Source organism: Vibrio halioticoli NBRC 102217 (genome assembly GCF_000496695.1).
Taxonomy (GTDB): domain Bacteria; phylum Pseudomonadota; class Gammaproteobacteria; order Enterobacterales; family Vibrionaceae; genus Vibrio; species Vibrio halioticoli.
Genome location: NZ_BAUJ01000004.1, coordinates 81,646 through 100,669, shown reverse-complemented (window position 1 = coordinate 100,669; position 19,024 = coordinate 81,646). Strand labels below are relative to the sequence as shown.

Genomic DNA, 19,024 nt, shown 5'->3' with positions numbered 1-19,024 from the left:
AGTAAATTGCCTTTTATTTCAACGTTAGTGACCGACCACATCTTTTGCGTGGTTTTGAAAGAATTTGGTTAGTATTTCAAGATCTAATTCTGAGATATCGGTTCGATCTCCCATTCCTTTAGCAACAGGTCCCCATGCATTTACGGTAAAGTGATTTGCAGGAATTTTGGCATGACAAGTTGCACAATAAACATTATCTAATTCTTCAGCGTACGCCCATAAAGGTTCAAAGGTATCTAATACTGGCGCATCAATTGTGGTAGTTAATGAAGCCGTTCTCCAAGAGTTACCATATCGATCTTCTTCAAACTGTCCTACTTCTAGTTGTTTTTGTCCTGCTTCAGAAAGGCTTGCGATGATATTTCGTTGACCTTTACTCATATATAAAACTTGTTCGGCACCTTTCATTTGGTAACCAGAAAGTTTAATCATTCGTTTTTGGTCTTCGTATTTAACGACATCCATTTCAACGGCAGGATTAATAACACCTAGATCACCTAAACTAATTTTATTAACGCTGAAAACTTGTTTTACATCAGAAGGGGTATTTGCTGTTAGCGCAACAATACGATCGTAAGCTTCACGATCGAGCTCTGGTTCAGGTGCAAAGTGGGCAACGCCTTTATGGCAATCAATACAAGTTTGATTGTTCTCTTTAGCGTATTTATGCATTTTCACTGCGTCATCAGACTGCTCGTAACTGTCCATTGCGTCAAAGGAGTGACATGAACGACATGTAGCAGAATCATTCTCTCTAAATTGGGCCCAAACAGCCTCTGCCATAGCTAAACGATGGTCTTCATATTTATCTTCTGAATCAATTTTTCCAGTCACAAATTCATGATAAATATCTTTAGATGCTCGGATCTTAGTAACAACGTAATCCAAGGGTTCTTTTGGTATGTGGCAATCGGAACACTCAGCTCGAATACCTTTCGCATTGGTAAAGTGAACGGAACCTTGATACTCCTCGTAAGGAATTTCCATTGAATGACAAGATAGACAAAACTCCGTGCTTGAAGTTTTGTGCATGATGGCCGCAGTACCACCTAAGCTCAACCAGCCAATAAATACACCTATCATAACCATAAGTGCTATATATCTTTTTTTTATTGTCATGTCCTAATTCTTTAATAGATATTTGCTATTAAGCTATCTCATTAAAAAAATAGTTACTGAGTTGTTTTTCACACAATTATTATGTCCAATGTTTAATAATATTAAAATTGATTTTGATCAATTTTAATATTTCCAAGTTTATTTAATTATTTACAGTTAAATACTTAGCATTTTGTATTATTAATAATGACGTATTTAATTAATAATATATTAATGATTCTCATTTCTTTTCCATTAATAATTCGTCACTTTTTATTAACTCTTCCATTGCCACCGCATCATGGGTACAAAACGGTTGCATATTAACGCAATGCAACCCTTCATCAAGTTCATCATCGGCGGCCTCTTTTTGCTCAACGGGGGCTTCGTTATCTAGTTGTTTTAAATGAAATTTAAGAGTCGCTAACGCTATCAAACCAAACACTAAATTCCCTAGCGCTTGGCCATACAAAACCCCAAGTGCGCCAAATAGTGCAGAACCTAAATAGACAAAAGGAATGGTGCCCAAGGTTGCTTTACCCACATTTAATGCAGTGGAATACAGAGGTCTACCGAGATTATTAAACGAGGTATTTGCGACAAATTGCGCGCCATTAAACAAAAAGGTAATCGCAATGTAAGTGCAAAATGTTCGAACCAGCACATCGGCATCGCCAGTGAGGTTAAAGGCATTCACAATTTGCGACTGCAAAAAGAACAACACCACACTGACCAATAGACAGTAAACCGTCACCACCAACAACGAATTACGCAGCGTTTCTTTCACTCTATCTATGCGCAGTGCACCGTAATTTTGTCCGATAATAGGACCCACTGCCCCCGACAATGCAAAAATAGCCGCAAACACTACGGGCGTTAATCTCCCCATCACCGCAAACCCAGCGACAAAGTCTTCACCATATTGCGCAATGGCACTTGTCACAATGGCGTTGCCTACGGGTGTCGCAATATTGGTACAAATGGCAGGGAATGCAATGGCGAAGATAGCTCGCTGGCTCATTAACCAATGGCGATAGTTAAAACGTCCAACAAGGTTGTGCTGTCTAATTAAAGGGGCTAAGGAAAACGTCAATACGGTCGCGCGGGAGATCACCGATGCTAATGCGGCGCCTTCGACATTCCACATAAATACGAAGATAAAAATGGGGTCTAAAATGGCGTTGACTACCCCACCCCAAATAGTGGCCATCATCGAACGTTTGGCATCCCCAGCGGCACGTAGCGCCGCTCCTGCTGCCATACCTAGAGCAACTATGGGTGTACTAGGCAATAAAATGTACATGTAATCTTTAGCGTGCTCAAAGGCCGCACCTTTAGCACCGATTAATGTCAGCAATTCAGGAATATAATAAGTCATAATGCCGGTAATGACGGCATTGACTAGAAAGGCTGTCACCAATATGTTGATGACTAGATGCTTAGCACTTTTCCTCTGTTTTGCGCCAAGTTCTTTTGATACCAACGCTCCCATAGCAATTGAAGTACCAATGGAAATAGAGGTTGAGAAAAAGATTAAGGTTCCAGCAAACCCCACAGCTGCTGCCAGTTCCACCTGACCGAGCATACTGATAAACATCATATCGAGCAGGTCGACAATAAATAATGACATTAATCCAATGGAACCCGCACCTGACATGGTCAGTATGTGTTTCATTGTCGAACCTTGTACGAACTTCGCTTCCTGCTCTGCCACCGTCACTCCTTGATATCTTCTAATACCATTCGCAAGCACTACCACCATCAAGTAGGTTTACTCGATAGAATGCCTCGTTAATAGCACGTTCAGTATTAATTCCTCAGTAATTCAAAGGCCAGTAGCAGCATTGTCACCCCCACTAAACCTTCCAGCACTTTCCAAGTATGGGCTTTTTTGAAGTAAGGGGTTAATAATCTTGCGCCATAACCCAAACTAAAAAAGAAAATAAACGAAGCGCACACAGCACCTAAGCCAAATTCATATTTATCTGCGCCATATTGGGTGGACACAGAACCTAAGAACACTAAGGTATCTAGGTAAACATGCGGGTTTAACCAAGTGAACGCCAAACACACCGCTAATGTTTTCGCTAACGAGGATGGTGCTTTCGCAGTAGGGTCAAGCGTGTGTTTATTGCGAAATGCCGACCACAGGCTGCTCAGCCCATACACGATTAAAAACAAGGCGCCGGCATAACGGGCAATATCTTCGACTTGCGGATAGGCTTTCACCACCACTGAAAAGCCCGCAACACCAGCAAAAATCAACAATGCATCCGAGCATGCACACACTAAGCACACCCAAAAAACATGCTGACGCATTAAACCTTGCTTAATCACAAAAGCATTTTGTGCGCCAATAGCCAAAATAAGAGAAAGCCCAATCGAAAGTCCGGCAAAAAAAGGCGACATAGTATTACCCACAACAATAAAAATGGTGGATAACTTTACAGTTCACTTGCATAAATAGCAATTTGAGGAAGTGGTCTTTAGAAAAGAAAAAGAGCAAACCCATGACTATGAGTTTGCTCTGAATGCCCACAGGTAAAAAGTAATGAGCGGTATCACTTTTTATCCATAATACTGACTAAATACTGTCCCAGTATGAGGATAGTGATTAGCCAGTCATTATTATAAATATCAATCCGGCGATAGAAATCCACTTATAAATTTGGGCATATAATCAATTTAGGTAAGTTCATAAACTAAATTGACATTAGACCGGAAGCTAGCCATGTATCATCGCAATGCCACGACACAAATAAGAGGTATGGAGTAGCTAGCCTCCAGAATTTTAGTACTTAAGCGCGTTTCGCTTTAAGTGCTTCATCTACCGCTACAGCAAGTGCTACTGACGCACCTACCATTGGGTTGTTACCCATGCCGATGAAGCCCATCATAGCAACGTGAGCAGGTACAGAAGAGCTACCAGCAAACTGAGCGTCAGCGTGCATACGACCCATAGTATCTGTCATACCGTAAGATGCAGGACCTGCAGCTACGTTATCTGGGTGTAGAGTACGACCAGTACCGCCACCTGAAGCTACAGAGAAGTATGATTTGCCTTCACGGTTACATTCTGATTTGTAGATACCAGCAACTGGGTGTTGGAAACGTGTAGGGTTAGTTGAGTTACCAGTGATACTTACGTCAACACCAGCGCTACGCATGATAGCCACACCTTCACGTACATCATCAGCACCGTAACAATCAATCTCGCCACGAGGACCTTGAGAGAAACGACGACGTTCTACTTCTTTTAGCTCGCCAGTATCGTAATCAAATTGAGTTCTCACGTAAGTGAAACCGTTGATACGAGAGATAAGGTAAGCCGCATCTTTACCTAGACCATTAAGAATAACTTTTAATGGAGTAGTACGTGCTTTGTTTACGTTAAGTGCGATTTTGATTGCACCTTCAGCTGCCGCAAATGATTCGTGACCAGCTAGGAAAGCAAAACATGTGCTTTTTTCGTCAAGAAGACGAGCCGCTAGAGCACCGTGACCGATACCAACTTGACGTTGGTCAGCAACACTACCTGGTTTACAAGATGCTTGTAGACCTTTACCGATAGCATTTGCCGCTTCGATAGAAGATTTGCTGTCTGTGAATAATGCGTAAGCGGTACCTAGTGTGTACGCGTCTACTGCACTTTCAAAAGCGATAGGCTGAGTTTCCATGACTTGTTCACGGGTATCAATGCCGAATTCTTTACAATAAGCAGCCGCTTCTTCTAAAGATTTTAAGTTCATTTCTGCTAATAGAGCTTGAGTTGCGTTGTTCATGATTCAGTCCTCTTCGCTTACTGTTGACGTGGGTTGATAGTTTTAACAGCTTCTGCAAAACGGCCGTATTGACCACTTGCTTGAGCTAGTGCAGTTTCTGCATCAACGCCAGCATCAAGTGCTTTCATGAACTTGCCTAGGTTCATGTATTGATAACCGATAACTTCATCGTTTTCATCAAGACCCATTTTAGTCACGTAGCCTTCAGCGATTTCCATGTAACGAACGCCTTTAGCTTTAGTTGAGTAGCTTGTACCCACTTGGCTACGTAGTGTTTGACCTAGATCTTCTAGTGCTTCACCTACTTCTAGACCGCCATCAGAGAATGCAGATTGAGTACGACCGTAAGTGAATTGAAGGAAGATTTCACGCATTGCTACGTTAATTGCATCACACACTAAGTCAGTGTTCATTGCTTCAAGAATTGTTTTGCCTGTAAGAATTTCAGACGCCATAGCTGCTGATTGAGTCATGCCTGAACAACCGATAGTTTCGATTAGCACTTCTTCAATGATGCCTTCTTTAACGTTTAAAGTTAGTTTTGCAGCACCTTGTTGTGGAGCACAACCGCCCACACCGTGGCTTAGGCCAGAAATTGCAATAACTTCTTTAGGGTTAATCATGCGGCCTTCTACTGGGATTGGAGAAGAAGCATGTAGGTCGCCACGTTGAATTGGGCACATTGATTGAATTTCGTTTGTGTAATGCATAGTGTTTTCCGCTCTAACAAATGAATTAAGCTTGGGAAAACAGTGAAGAATGGGCAGAATGAGAATTGAAGATACACCCTACCAAACCGAGTACCATAATAGTACTAGCTACAATTATCCTAAGATAAATACGTCACTGCTTTCGATTTTAGTAGGAGTCATCAGCCAAAGATTTGGCGGTTAAGTAGGTGGAACCCCATCACCTGTGCAACTAATTTAGGTCATGACACATTTGATAACAACATATTCATATGAAACCTAACATTACTGCGATGAAATAAGATATTCACAAAAGTTTGCGCTCAAACAAACTATTCTTTAAACCCTTTATTGATCAACTAGATACAAATTGAAAATAATAGGTAAAAAACAGATAAATCCGCAAATTGGTCCATAATTAACCGAGTTAGCCAATGCGAGATAAAAAATAATGTCACGGACAAGCATCAAATATAAGGAATTACCCAATTCCCTTTCTCTAATCAGCAAGACTTTATTTAAATCTCAAACCAATATTGAAATCCCTCTACTCAATTTAACCCTTCATGAATTTAACTTTAAGCCGGCACATCTTGCTCGCTATCAGCAATATTGTGGTTTTCCAGCAGAGCATTTCCCTCTGCCTTATCTTTTTGTTGCCAGCCAAAAAGCACAACTGGCTTTATTAAGCGACCCTCGCTTTCCTCTAAAAATATTGGGACTTATTCATACCCGCATCCATTTTTTCCAAAATGATGCCATAGTGCCAAGCACCCCGTTAGACATCACAGTCGCAATTGGCAAAGTAGAACACAAAGATCGCGGCATTGAATTTGAGTTACAGGTGCGCTTTTTAGACTCAGGCAAGATAGTGTGTGGTTTTGACAGTCATTATTTTTCTATCACTCACCTGCAGCGCGCCAATAAACCTGCGCCAATACTAGAGCAATACCCTAGCTATCAAATGATAGATACCTTATCGTTTTCCGAACCGGATGTACGCGGCTATGCCAGAATATCCGGCGACTATAATCCAATCCATTTGCATCGAATTACCGCAGCGCCATTTGGTTTCAAACACCCTATCGCACATGGGATGTATTTATTAGCTCGCTCTATGGTGTCGCTGGAAATCAACCCAGCCTCAATTGCAGTGCAATTTAAACGTCCTGCGCTATTGCCAACTCACACTCAACTGCTCAAAGATGGACAGCAAGCGGTGTTACTCAATGCTCAAAACAAACCGCTATTAGATTTACAATGGCGCACTTAACATCATTCACCTAACATAGCGCACTTAAATCATTGCTGCGTGAGGGTCACTGTGACTATGCCGTGATCACTGGCCATTCGGTCAATGGCATAGATAGGATTGATCAAATGGCTATCCGAGACTAAGTACTCACTTACCTCATATAAGCAAGAGGCGCTAGCGCGATCAAACTCTTCGGATAACAAGACATAATCTAATATGTTGCCCTTAGCGCCATAATAGTGAGTGGGAATAGGCTCTATTGGTGTGGCTAATAAACCTTTGGCATCTTGCAGATAGCCGCTACTCTGATAGCCGCCAGTCTGTAACTGCTGTTCATCCAAGGTGAGAGTTGAAAATTCGGCGCTATGCAAATCTCGATTAAAATCGCCTAGCAACACCTGCGGATAACCTATTTCAGCTTTGCGCTCTGCCATAAACGCACTTAAAAAACGCGCTTCTAGCCCGCGTTGCATGGTTGAACGCCAACGCTCTACTTCTAATAAGTGTTCATTGGGCACAGTTAATGCTTTGGGCCTTTGAGACTTAAAGTGCACCACGAACACATCCACTTTGCCTATCATGGGCAGTTCTATGACCGCATGGAGAGGCGCGCGACTAAATGCAAAACCAAGCTCTTGGCTAGCAAGGGTATCGGCGATAACAGGGTTAGCACTCACTATCGGGTAACGTGACGCTATGCCGACAACTGGCTCTGAATAGATAAACTCATCTTCAATTTTTGGCTCATCGATAACCGAGAAATGACGGTAGCCTAAATCCAGCAATTGCTCTTGTAATGGCAAAGGGCTAAAGATCTCTTGAAAGCCAATAATGTCAGCATCGCTGAGTTTGATTTGATCAAACGTCCAACGCTGTTTGTCCTGCCATTGATCTATGCTGTAGATGTTTTCAAAATCGTAATACGCCCCAGGCGGGCTAAGATAATTGAATAAATTAAAGGTACTGATCTTGAACTGATGTAATGCCAAAGTGTCTTTGTCCATGTGGTAAGCACAACGCATACCTTCACGATAACCCAAGTTACTGGTTTCAGCGAGTTTCATGGAGTATCTTAAATAGATAAACAGGATAAGGAGAGCTCGAAATGGAGTATGCCAAACTTGGCCATAGTGACCTGCAAGTATCACGTGTCTGCTTAGGCAGCATGACTTGGGGTGTGCAGAACAATCAACAAGACGCCGATCTGCAAATTAACCATGCGCTAGAACAAGGCATTAATTTTATCGATACCGCAGAAATGTATGCCATTCCTGCAACCCCTGACACCTACGGTAAAACAGAAACTATTATTGGCGACTGGATTTCACGTCATCAAGCGCAGCGCCAAAACACCATCATTGCCACTAAAGTGGCAGGCCCTGGTATGCATTGGGTGAGAGATGGCGGCCCAATCACCGCAGAGGCGGTGATTCAATCGGTAGAAAAGTCTCTACAACGCCTACAAACCGATTATATCGACCTTTATCAACTGCACTGGCCAAATCGCACCTCACCGCACTTTGGCAAGCAGTGGCCAAATACCTTTAGCTTTGATGAAGTAGACGTAACTGCGCAGCGGTCGCAGATGTTAGAGATTTTACAAGCCCTGCAAGAATGCGTCAGCGCGGGTAAAATTCGTCATTGCGGGCTATCCGATGAAACCCCTTGGGGGATCAGCACTTATTTGGAGCTAGCCAAACAACACAGCCTGCCCAAAATGGTCTCTATTCAAAATGAATTTAGCTTACTATGCCAAAAAGACTGGCCGTATTTAATTGAGCAGTGTCATCACAATGATGTTGCCTATTTACCTTGGTCACCACTGGCTACCGGACTATTAGCGGGCAAGTATGCTAACGGTGCTCGCCCTAACGGTACTCGCTGGAGCTTGATGAATCCAAAAAGTATTTACCGAAGCACTGCCCTTGCCCATGAAGCTGTGGCGCAGTATTGCCAGATTGCTCACGACCTAAATATCACCCCAGCACAGTTGGCGTTGGCTTGGTGTAACAGTGTGCAAGGCGTGACTTCAAGCATCATTGGCGCGACAACCTTGCCTCAACTAAAAGAGAACATTGCTGCGTTTGATATTATCCTTGATGAGCAAGCATTAACGCGTATTACGCAGGTTATTAAACAGTTCCCTGCACCTTATTAAACGCCTATCCATTAAAGCCCGAATGGCTGGGTACACCCAGCCTTTACACGAGATTTATCCATGAGTAACGCTGTCAGCCTACCGCCACCTGCGCCCATTTCTGCTAAATCACATCGCATTTTACTGAGTATTATTGCCGTGGCTCTGACACTGGTCGCTATCTTTAACCTTGCCGATCACTACACCCTGCTCAAACTTGATGAGTCTATCGACCAAGGGCTGATTGCCTTTGCTTCGGTGCGTAGTATCCATGCCATTATTTCAGTGCTACAAGGCACAGAAATTAATGTGCCAGTGGTAACGCTTAGCGTCGGTGAAATCCTCTCACCAGCCACAGAGATACTGCAATCAACTTCTAGTGTGCTCACCACGGCCCTTGCCTCCCTTGGCTTGCAACGTATTTTGTTGGATGTATTTACCAATAAAATCGTCAACATCACCATTGCGTTAAGTGCGATTAGTTACCTAGTCACGCTGTGGGTTGTGCCAATGGCACGCTTTACTAAATACACCCAGCCAACGTTTTTTATTTTGTGTTTTACGCGCTTTTTATTGGTAGGCACATTGCTCCTCAATAGCATGGCCGATACCTTGTTTCTCAACGAACAAACCGAGCAAATCACGCAACAAACGGACTTTATCGCCACTGATTTACATCAGTTCAATCAAGATTTAATGAATGGCACCACCGCAGATGCAGATGAGCAGACACAAGATGACAGTTTCATGAGTAGCGTGAAACACACTTGGCACAACGTAACCAATGGCTTTTCTGATACCAAGCAAGATCTGCAACACAAGTTTGATGAACTAAAAATCAAAACAGAATCTTTAGTGGTCAACCTATTGAAGCTAATTGCCATGTTCGTGTTAAAAACGATTTTGATACCGATTGGCTTTTTGTTGCTATTGAAGAATTTGTACTGGGGATTAATTCGTCGTATCTCAGTGGTATAACCGGATAGAGTGATACAGTTAGGGCCCTATAAATTAGGGCCCTTGTTATTTTTTACGCTCAATAGCCTCAAGCTAGGCTTCAGAAACCACATCCAATGGCTTGGCTTTTCTTTTCCAGCGAATCGGCATTAAAGGCACCACAATCATTGCGATGCCAATGGCGGTAAGGGTATCTGGGATCTCATCAAACCACATAATGCCAAACAGAGTCACAAACACTAAGCCTGAGTATTCAGCTAATGCAATTTGGCTTGCGGGCGCTTTTCGATAACCAATCACCACTAATGCATGGTAGCTGAGCACAAACACATTAATGGCGGTGATCCAAAAGATATGACGCATATGAATTTCTGACCATTGTGGCAACGCCAATAACAAAGCGCCCGGTATCGTTAATGCCGTAGTCCAAAACAGCGTCGAAACCACCGACTGTTCCTTGGGTAAACGTTTAATTAAAATATTACCCACCGCCATTGCTAGCGCACTGCCTAAAGCAATAATCGCCGCCCAATGAAAGTGTTCAGGCCTTAGCACCACCAGCACGCCTAAAAAGCCGATACCCGTAGCAATGATTTTTTTCAGCGGTGGTACTTCTTGTAAAAACACCACCGACAAAGGCAGCATCATCAAAGGTGCGACATAAAACATCGCATTCGCGGTGGCTAAGGTTAAGTGAGTAATCGCTACCATAGCGCAACCACTGCCAATTAAAATGAACTGTGCGCGCCAAAAGTTAATCTTGCCACAACCTTGCATACGCTCTGCTTTGGGCAATCGCCACCATAACGGCGCAATAATCAACAAGCTCATCACCTGACGAATAAAGACGTACTGAAACGTCGGTACTTCGCCATTGAGCACTTTCAGTGAGACATCAGACAAAGAGGCTAAAAAATTAGCAAATACTAAGAGTAAAATTGCCTGAGAGACATTATTAATGCGCATAAAACCTTAACAGATAACAACCAACAAAAGACGCGCGAAGATACCAGTGTTTAGCGAATAAATCCAATTTGTATGACAAGTACGCAAACGAAAATCTGGGCTCATTTATGCCGGAGGCTCATTTATGCTATAGGTTCATTATGTTAAGGTAGCCCCTGCTGGACTAACACCTAATATTGAGTATCGACACCTTGAACAAAAACAAAGCACATCCACCAAAGCATGCGGTTAAAGCCGGGCTTCACCCTAAAAACAAACACCATGGTCGATACAATATTGATGCGTTAGTTAAGGCATTACCTGCGCTAAAGAGCAAAATTATTTTAAATCCAAAGGGTGAGAAAACCGTTAACTTTAGCGATCCTGATTCGGTGCTCATGCTCAATAAAGCGCTATTGGCATTACACTATCAAGTGCGTGTTTGGGATATTCCGCAAGGCTATTTATGCCCGCCTATTCCTGGCCGCGCCGATTATGTACATCGCCTCGCCGAACTGCTAGAAAAAACCACAGAGGCTACTGAGACCATCAAGGTACTTGATATTGGCACCGGTGCCAGCTGTATCTACCCAATTATTGGCGCGACCGATTACCAGTGGCATTTTACCGCCAGTGATGTCGACCCAGTATCAATTAAAGTTGCCAGTGAGATTGCGGCGCAGAATCCGCATCTATCAGAAAAGATCACGCCCAGATTGCAAACCGACGCTAAACATATTTTCCAAGGTGTCATTAAAGAGGGAGAGTATTACCACCTAGCAATGTGTAACCCTCCTTTTCATAAGTCGCTAAAAGAGGCGCAGTTAGGCACGCAAAGAAAAGCCAGTAACCTTGCCAAAAACCGAGTGAAACGTGGCGCTCAAGGCATGAATACTAAAGCCTCCACAATAAAACCTCAGCAAAAAGGACTTAACTTTGGCGGACAAAAAGCCGAGCTATGGTGTCCCGGAGGAGAAGAAGCCTTCATCAAAAATATGGCCAATGAAAGCGCATTATTTAAAGACCAAGTGGGCTGGTTTAGCACTTTGATCTCTAAAAAAGAAAACGTTTCTAGTATGAAGAAAAAACTCACTAGCTTGAAAGTCAAAGAGATCAAAGTCGTCGAAATGTCGCAAGGACAAAAAATCAGCCGCTTTATCGCATGGCGGTATTAGTCGAGCTTTAGAGCCTAGCTACCACTGATAAACTCAACATCACAGCGCTGTCCTACAAACAAGCTCTGCGAGTCATTATTCAGTGACACAGTCACTGCAAAGGTATTACTGGCAGCATCAATAATCGGGTCGATAATAGAGACCTTACCTTGATAGGTGGCATCTTTACCCAGCGCCGACAGATTCACCTGTTGTCCTTTACTGATTTTGCCATACAGCTCAGCAGGCAACACCACTTCAGCATGGATAGGGTTTAAGGTCGCAATGCGCAAAAACGGTTCTTCATCGACAAATTCACCGGGATCTTTAATGCGCTCAATCACCACCCCAGAAATAGGACTGCGAGTTTGCCTTTGGCTTAAACGAACCTTAGCTTCTTTAAGCTGAAACTCAGCCAAACGTTGTTCGGTCAGCATCTCGTCTTGCTCATTGTCAGAAATCAGACTCTTACGATACAAATCAGCGTTTCGCTCGACCTTACGACTGGCAAAATCTAGCCTTGCTTTGACCGTATTCACAGCGGCGATTTCAACGGTAGAGTTCAGTTTCATCACTACCTGCCCTTTCTTAACTTTATCGCCTCGGTTAACCCTAAGCTCTTTGATAACCCCTTGCACTTCACTGCTAAGCTCAACCTCTGAACTGGGTTCGAGTAAGCAGCTAAAAGGAGAAATCAGCGGATGGCTAGCATCGTTTGCGTTATTGGCATAAGAGGTAAAAGAGGCCAGCAACAATGTGCTTGCTAGTGTCCATTTGCCAAAATATGTTTGCTCGAACTTCCATGTTTTACAGCTTGTCATGTTTACACCTGATTTTGAGAGAAAGACAACACTTCCTGTTGTTGTTCATCGTGTTTTAGCAATTGCTTTCGGCTCTGGTCTTGCTGACGTTCAATGCGCTTTTGACACTGCCGAATGCCATTAAATAATAGTTTACTTTTCAAACTGTTGGGCATTGGAATTAGATTTATTAACGCCAATAATTTGGCCCACTTAGCGGTAATCAGCTCTTCTTCTAATGACAGAATAAATTCGACGCTGCCTCTGTCCCCTTGCCGAGCACAGCGACCTTCCAATTGCCTGTCTACTCGTGAAGAATCATGCAGACCTGTCACCATGACATGTAGCCCGCCTTGCGCTTCCACTTGGCTGTCTAATTTAATATCTGTTCCCCTACCTGCCATGCTTGTCGCAATCGTAATTTTCGATGCCAGCCCTGCCAGTTTGACAATTTCCGCCTCAGACTCATCTTGCCTAGCGTTAAGCACTTGATGCTCAATACCGCGGGCTAACAATAATTGGGATAGGGATTCGGAATCCTTGAGCGATTGCGTGCCGACCAATATTGGGCGCTCTCCCTGCTCACGAAATTGTTTAATCTTGCTGACTACGCACTGCCACTTTTGCTGTTCAGTGCGCAAAATCGTAGGCCGAAATTGACGGCGTTGATTAGTTTTATGAGTGGGCACATCCACCACCGGCAGTTCATACACGCGCCAGAACTCGCTTTTCACTTCATCGGCAGTACCTGTCATGCCGGATAAGTGATGATAAAAACGGAAAAAGTTTTGAAAACTGATGCTGGCTAACGTCACCCGTGGATCGCTAAGTTCGCACTGCTCTTTAATTTCAATTAATTGATGTAACCCTTGCTCCCACGTTCTATCTGGCATGCGTCGTCCGGTGTGCTCATCAATGATGACCACTTTGCCCTCATCCACTAAATAGTGCTTATCTCGAATAAACAAATGCAACGCCGTCAGCGCTTGTTTCACCAGTTCTAAACGTCTTAGCCGTGCTTGCCACAACGCCCCTAACCCTTGTGTTTGTCGCTCAATGTTTTCCTCACCCAGTGGCGTAAACTCAATCTGCTTAGAAGGCAGGCGAATCATAAAATCCACATCAAGTTGTAGCGTTTGCCCTATTTCAAAGGCTTGTAAATATAACTGCTGCTGATCAGGATTAGGCGCGCTATCACCCGAAATCACCAATGGCGTAATCGCTTCATCCATAAATACGCCATCAGCTTCATCAACCACGGCAAAATGAAGCCCTCTTAACATCAAGCTATCCAGTAACTCGGAGCGATGTGATGGCAAACTTCGCAGGGCGTGCAAGTGCAAAGCATCTGAATGTTGTTCAAGGGCAATCGCATCTTTGAGGTAATCAAAAGCCAATTCGTTATTCGTGCAATACACGATATCGCGGGCGTATTGTTGTTTACGCTCACTCAAGTCCAAACCTTGTATCACAACCCCAACGCTCAAGCCTAAACGCTGATAAACAGGCAGCATCAACTGCGCATCTCGCTCAGTTAAGTAATCATTTACCGTCACAACGTGGGTAGGAATGCCCGTAAGCGCGGCGGCGGCAACCGGCAAAGTTGCGGTTAATGTTTTACCTTCGCCCGTTTGCATCTGTCCGATGTTGCCATGCAAAATCGCTAGCCCGCCCAATAACTGACTATCAAAGTGCCACATGCCCAATTCACGTCCAGCGACTTCTCGTACTAGTGCAAAGACCTCAACGGTCAGGGCATTGATCAGCCCAAAGCGCAGTAGTGATTGTTGGACGGTTTTGATCTGCTGATCTAACTCACTTTCTGAGAGTTTTCGGTAGGCTTTATCACGGCGTTTAATGCGCCATAGCAAAGGCTTATATAACCAGATAGATGCGCGCAGCGGACGACTGCCAAACGCGGTTAACGTGCGCCACCAGCGCTGCATACGTTTTTGCGTATCCAACACTCGTTGCGGCCGCTCTAATACCGAGCTTGGTCTTCTTTGCGGGCGCTTATACATCAAACTGCCTCAACAATAAGCGCCTTATAGAGCGATACCAACGATAAGCGATAGGCTCTGCGTCATGCTCAAACAGCACATGCACCCGTTCATCAAAACGCTGAATGCGCGCGTTTGAACTGTCCAGTTCTACCCGAAAATAACTTTTGTAGCTTTCAAGTTCTGTGGTGCGATTAGGGTCTAATACAATCAAACCGCCGCCATCGGTACTCAGCACTGAGCTTGGTAATAGATGTGTAGAAGAAGGGGCTTGGCGAATAATGGCGCTAGCGTATTCAGGCTCAGGCTGTGAGGCCAGTTTTAACCACACCGCATGAGTTTGGTTGCTGACTCTATCGATATCATCCTCAGAGATCATCGCCGCAATCGGCAAATGCTCAACATCGACCACATAGCCAATGATTTCACCGCGATGAAAATAGTGCCCTTCTTGTAAATGCCTTTGGGCAAAAATAAGCTGACCTTTGGCTGGGCTGATGACGCTAAGGTGTTGCAGACGTCTTTGCACGTCTTGGTATTCCTGCCCTAAATATTTGAGCTCTTGCAGTAAGATTTCAGATTCGGTGCGATTATTCACGCTCGCATCATATCTGAGCTTTGCTTCTGCAAATTGCCCTTTCAAAATTTCAGCTTTGGCCTGCAAATCCGGCGCATCAAGTTGTAATAGAGCCGTACCTTGCTCTACCTGCGCACCGCCTTCTAAGAAGACTTGTCGAACAAAACCATTGGTTTGCGCTCTTATGTAGGCATTTTGCGGCACATAAATCACCCCTTGCGCATAAGTTTTATAGGGCGCAGGCACATAAAACAGTAAAAAGGCGATAGCAGTAATAACCGCAGCGCCACCGAGATAAATATAGGGACTTTTTCTTCGCATAAGAGGGTCTTGTCGTGGTTTAGCTATGGCTTTAACTATAGGAATGATCAAACTGCTCATCACCGACCAAATGGCCAATATAATGCCGATGAAGAAGTATTTACTGGCGACAAATAACGAGATTGCCACCATCACAAACAAGCGATAGATGTAGGAAGTGACCGCATACAGCGCCAACCAAAAAGATTCTGACTTGCTGTAGGCATTACTGCGCACGGCGCTAATTCGAAACAGATAACGTTTCACTAAATAACCAACTTGCGCATTACCTCGCGCGGCTAAATTAGGGATTTCCAGAAAATCTGCCAACACATAATAGGCATCAAATCTTAATAGTGGATTACCATTAAATAGTAGCGTCGATACACCGCCAATTAGCATGACGTTGTAAGCAAGGGCACGCACCACCCCCGGCTCAACTAACACCCACACCAACATTGCTAGTGCGGCAATAAACAGCTCCGCAAATACGCCCACTGCGCCAACAATCATGCGCTGATATTTATTACTAAACGAGGAAGCCGCTGACGCATCGACATAAGGCACAGGAATAAAAATAAGCAGCATCACGCCCATTTCATGCACTTCCCCGCCCCAACGTTTGACCGCCCAGCCGTGGCCCAATTCATGCGCCAATTTAATGACGGGATACACCAGCGCCATCAGCACGAGATTCTCAAGCCCTAACACTTGGTCACTTAAATTGTTGGTAAGCTCTGTCCAATGCAGCGTAGCTAACACAATGCCTAGAATGACAATCGCCAGCCAAAGCAAGGCCCCGCCGAAGGAAAATAGAGCCCGAGCGATAAAGCGCGTGGCAAACAAAAAACGCTCAGGGTCGAGCAGAGGAATACGCACACTTAGTGGTGATTTGAGCTGTTGCAGGAGCTTCTTTTTTTGCTCGGTTTCACCGCGACGATGCAAATGCTTGATGCTCGGCAATACATCGGTTTGCATGACATTGGCTTTGTTGAGTTGCCCAACCAGATTGATCACTTCATCTTGGCTCGGTAACTCTTCTTTTAACTGCTGACAGGCAATATCCCAAATTTGTTGTAGGGTGCGCTCGCCATTCATTAAACCAATTAATTGATACGCCTGCGGAGTAAAGCGCTGAAACTGCCCCGTGACATGGTCTTGCAACACGTACCACACTTTGCCTCGGTACACATGCCGATGAATATCGGCGTGTTTACGAATGCGCACCTTTAAATCAGCGACTTTATACCAAGCTGGGCTAAATAGCGTTTGCGACATAATCCGCTACCCCCACCAAGACCACGCCTGCAATCTTAACCACTGCGCCATTTCGCGAGTCCAAATATGAAACAGCAATTGCTCATTAATGGCGACTTTACCTATGCCTTCCATGCCCGGTTGCAATTGTTGAGAAAATGTCTGTAATTGCGCCTCTACAATAAAATAACTGGCGCCATCGACCGCTTCGGTCACTGGTGTCAATTTGCTAATCACAAACTCAAAACCTTGCTCTGGAAGCGCCGATAAATACAAGGTGCCTGTCTGTCCTAATTTAAGCTCCGCGATTTGGTCTTCCGCCACTTGCAGTTTGATGCGATGACTATCAAGGGGCGCAACTTCAAGTAATAATTCACCTTTACTGACCGCACTCCCCAAGCGTTGGCTAAGATCGCCATTGACCACCACACCATCGTAAGGTGCCAGTAATTGACCGCGCTGAAGCTGACTTTCAACCAAGGACAGCTGCACTTGCACCTGCTTTTCTTGGGCATTTAAGATATTGATTTTGGCGCGGTCACGAATTGATAACGCCTCTAGACGCTGGCGCACTAATTTGCTCTCTTCACTGAGCCATTTAAGACGCTCTAGGCGTAAATCTCGGTCATCCATCTGCACCAACAACTCGCCTTGGGTCACTTGATCGCCCGCCCTAACTAAAGCTTGATTTATATAGCCGTCATAAGGGGCAACAATAGCGCGCTGCACCGCACTTTCTATTTGAGCATTGGCGGATAATTTATATTCGCCCGTCACAGTGGCAAGCAGATAGCCGATGATCAGCGCGCCAATCATAAACAATTTTCTGCCTAAGTAATTAGGCCCAAGCAATCGAGCTAATTGACGTCGCGTGCCATCAAATAATTTGCGATACCAAGGTCTATCGTTAAGGCGTTTATCTTCTAGCGTGGGCAAAATCAGGCTAAAGATGCTTTGGCAAAACTCCGACTCTGATTTACTCCACACTTGGTCGGGCTTACCTTCCACCACTAAAGCCCCATAAATTTCTCCGCGCAGATACAAAGGCACCGACATCACTCCAATATCGCCCTGCGACTCAGATAAAGTTTGGTGTGCTTGGGTAATGGCGTGTTCATCGATATCAGTTTCAGGGAAGTGGATGATCTTACCTTGATCAATACACTCATCCATCACCCTTTCAATCTGGCGAACATGGTTCATTTTCTTGCCAAATTGGGCACTGTGCGAAAGGTATTTTAGGCGGCACCGATTTTTTTGATACTGCCCAAGACTGACTCGGTCACAGTTAAGCAACACTGCAATTTCGGTGACGGCGCGGGTCGCGGATGCGCCATAACTGGATTCAGACAATACTCGCGCCAAAAGCTCAACCCGAGTAGAATAAGATTCTTGTTCATCCAACGCTTGCTGAGCACGCAGTTGATGCTCCGCCACTTCAATTCCTGCGGCGCTCCACTGCAATACAGTTAAAGCTTGGGTAAGTTCGGTTTGCGTTTTCACCTGCACCGCAAATCCAGCCAGTGCAATAAGCTCACCCTGCTTATCTAACATAGGATAAATCAGGCCAAACGCTTCCCCCGCAGGAGAAATAGCGGCCAGTCGAGTGACTTGAGGTTGGGTGATGGTTTTATGATTATCGAGCAATTCATTAAGCTGATTAAAAGACGCTTGCTGCGGCTCAAAGTCCGCAATCGGTACTAACTCGCCATTGATTGGCAAGTAGATCACTGCCGACTGCAAACCGGGAATCACCGCTTTATGCTTGGCAAGCCACTCCTGATAATAATCATTTTGTTGTGTTGCCGCATCGTGCAGCGTTTGCTCTGGCGCAGCTTCGACTTGTTGCGTCATACAGTACATCCTTGTCAGCACACAGCGTCGACCCTTCCGATAGTCAGTGCTCTTCGCTCAAACGGTAATAAACATATCGCGTCAACAGACGCCAACCCATTGATAAAGTTAGTCTTGTTTATTAAAAGTGTCTAGGTGGATGGTGAAAGGTATTGGCTTTATTAAGGGGCTGGGGGCTAGTACACCTACGAAAATACCTTATATAGACTGTTTATCCAG

15 protein-coding genes and 1 riboswitch are annotated in these 19,024 nt (G+C 44.5%); of the genes, 4 read left to right on the top strand and 11 right to left on the bottom strand.

All coding sequences use genetic code 11. The features are described from left to right. Positions 1-24 precede the first annotated feature (24 nt). From VHA01S_RS02015 to VHA01S_RS01995, 5 genes are all read right to left on the bottom strand, one after another. Positions 25-1,119, bottom strand: coding sequence for a NapC/NirT family cytochrome c (locus tag VHA01S_RS02015; protein WP_023402678.1), 1,095 nt, complete (start codon positions 1,117-1,119; stop codon positions 25-27). A 220-nt stretch (positions 1,120-1,339) separates the two neighbouring features. Beyond that, positions 1,340-2,812, bottom strand: a complete 1,473-nt coding sequence (locus VHA01S_RS02010; RefSeq protein WP_023402677.1) for an MATE family efflux transporter — start codon at positions 2,810-2,812, stop codon at positions 1,340-1,342. 95 nt (positions 2,813-2,907) lie between these two features. After that, positions 2,908-3,507 carry a LysE/ArgO family amino acid transporter gene (locus tag VHA01S_RS02005; RefSeq protein ID WP_023402676.1) on the bottom strand — a complete coding sequence of 200 codons (600 nt, stop codon included), beginning with the start codon at positions 3,505-3,507 and terminating at the stop codon, positions 2,908-2,910. Positions 3,508-3,896: 389 nt separating this feature from the next. Continuing rightward, on the bottom strand, positions 3,897-4,880 hold the full coding sequence (locus tag VHA01S_RS02000) for a GGGtGRT protein (protein WP_023402675.1): 984 nt from the start codon (positions 4,878-4,880) through the stop codon (positions 3,897-3,899). A 17-nt stretch (positions 4,881-4,897) separates the two neighbouring features. After that, a complete protein-coding gene (locus tag VHA01S_RS01995; RefSeq protein ID WP_021712549.1) occupies positions 4,898-5,590 on the bottom strand; it encodes an iron-sulfur cluster assembly scaffold protein in 693 nt (230 codons plus the stop codon). Positions 5,591-5,735: 145 nt separating this feature from the next. Next, a riboswitch (Fluoride riboswitch) is annotated at positions 5,736-5,803 on the bottom strand. Positions 5,804-6,020: 217 nt separating this feature from the next. On the opposite strand from VHA01S_RS01995, the gene VHA01S_RS18730 reads away from it, so the two are divergent. Beyond that, a complete protein-coding gene (locus VHA01S_RS18730; RefSeq protein ID WP_023402674.1) occupies positions 6,021-6,842 on the top strand; it encodes a MaoC family dehydratase in 822 nt (273 codons plus the stop codon). A gap of 29 nt (positions 6,843-6,871) precedes the next feature. Here the strand turns inward: VHA01S_RS18730 and VHA01S_RS01985 are convergent, their stop codons facing one another. Further along, positions 6,872-7,888, bottom strand: coding sequence for an endonuclease/exonuclease/phosphatase family protein (locus tag VHA01S_RS01985; RefSeq protein WP_023402673.1), 1,017 nt, complete (start codon positions 7,886-7,888; stop codon positions 6,872-6,874). Between the two features lie 41 nt (positions 7,889-7,929). On the opposite strand from VHA01S_RS01985, the gene VHA01S_RS01980 reads away from it, so the two are divergent. Together VHA01S_RS01980 and VHA01S_RS01975 are read left to right on the top strand one after the other, a co-directional pair. Then, positions 7,930-8,982 carry an aldo/keto reductase gene (locus VHA01S_RS01980; RefSeq protein ID WP_023402672.1) on the top strand — a complete coding sequence of 351 codons (1,053 nt, stop codon included), beginning with the start codon at positions 7,930-7,932 and terminating at the stop codon, positions 8,980-8,982. Positions 8,983-9,042: 60 nt separating this feature from the next. Further along, on the top strand, positions 9,043-9,939 hold the full coding sequence (locus VHA01S_RS01975) for a hypothetical protein (RefSeq protein WP_023402671.1): 897 nt from the start codon (positions 9,043-9,045) through the stop codon (positions 9,937-9,939). A 72-nt stretch (positions 9,940-10,011) separates the two neighbouring features. Here the strand turns inward: VHA01S_RS01975 and VHA01S_RS01970 are convergent, their stop codons facing one another. Continuing rightward, a complete protein-coding gene (locus VHA01S_RS01970) occupies positions 10,012-10,884 on the bottom strand; it encodes a DMT family transporter (protein ID WP_023402670.1) in 873 nt (290 codons plus the stop codon). Between the two features lie 191 nt (positions 10,885-11,075). Between VHA01S_RS01970 and rlmF the strand changes: the two genes are divergently transcribed. Then, complete coding sequence (rlmF, locus tag VHA01S_RS01965; RefSeq protein WP_023402669.1) at positions 11,076-12,038, top strand: 23S rRNA (adenine(1618)-N(6))-methyltransferase RlmF; 963 nt, start codon at positions 11,076-11,078, stop codon at positions 12,036-12,038. A 14-nt stretch (positions 12,039-12,052) separates the two neighbouring features. On the opposite strand, the gene VHA01S_RS01960 is transcribed toward rlmF, so the two are convergent. The 4 genes from VHA01S_RS01960 to VHA01S_RS01945 are packed head-to-tail and all read right to left on the bottom strand — an operon-like array spanning position 12,053 to position 18,805. Beyond that, positions 12,053-12,838 (bottom strand): efflux RND transporter periplasmic adaptor subunit, encoded by a 786-nt coding sequence (locus VHA01S_RS01960; RefSeq protein WP_023402668.1) that lies wholly within the window; start codon positions 12,836-12,838, stop codon positions 12,053-12,055. Between the two features lie 2 nt (positions 12,839-12,840). After that, positions 12,841-14,838, bottom strand: coding sequence for a preprotein translocase subunit SecA (locus tag VHA01S_RS01955; protein WP_023402667.1), 1,998 nt, complete (start codon positions 14,836-14,838; stop codon positions 12,841-12,843). Further along, positions 14,831-16,972 (bottom strand): site-2 protease family protein, encoded by a 2,142-nt coding sequence (locus VHA01S_RS01950; RefSeq protein ID WP_023402666.1) that lies wholly within the window; start codon positions 16,970-16,972, stop codon positions 14,831-14,833. The genes VHA01S_RS01955 and VHA01S_RS01950 overlap by 8 nt, the downstream gene beginning before the upstream one ends. Before the next feature lie 6 nt (positions 16,973-16,978). Next, positions 16,979-18,805 (bottom strand): GAF domain-containing protein, encoded by a 1,827-nt coding sequence (locus VHA01S_RS01945; protein ID WP_023402665.1) that lies wholly within the window; start codon positions 18,803-18,805, stop codon positions 16,979-16,981. Positions 18,806-19,024: the final 219 nt, after the last annotated feature.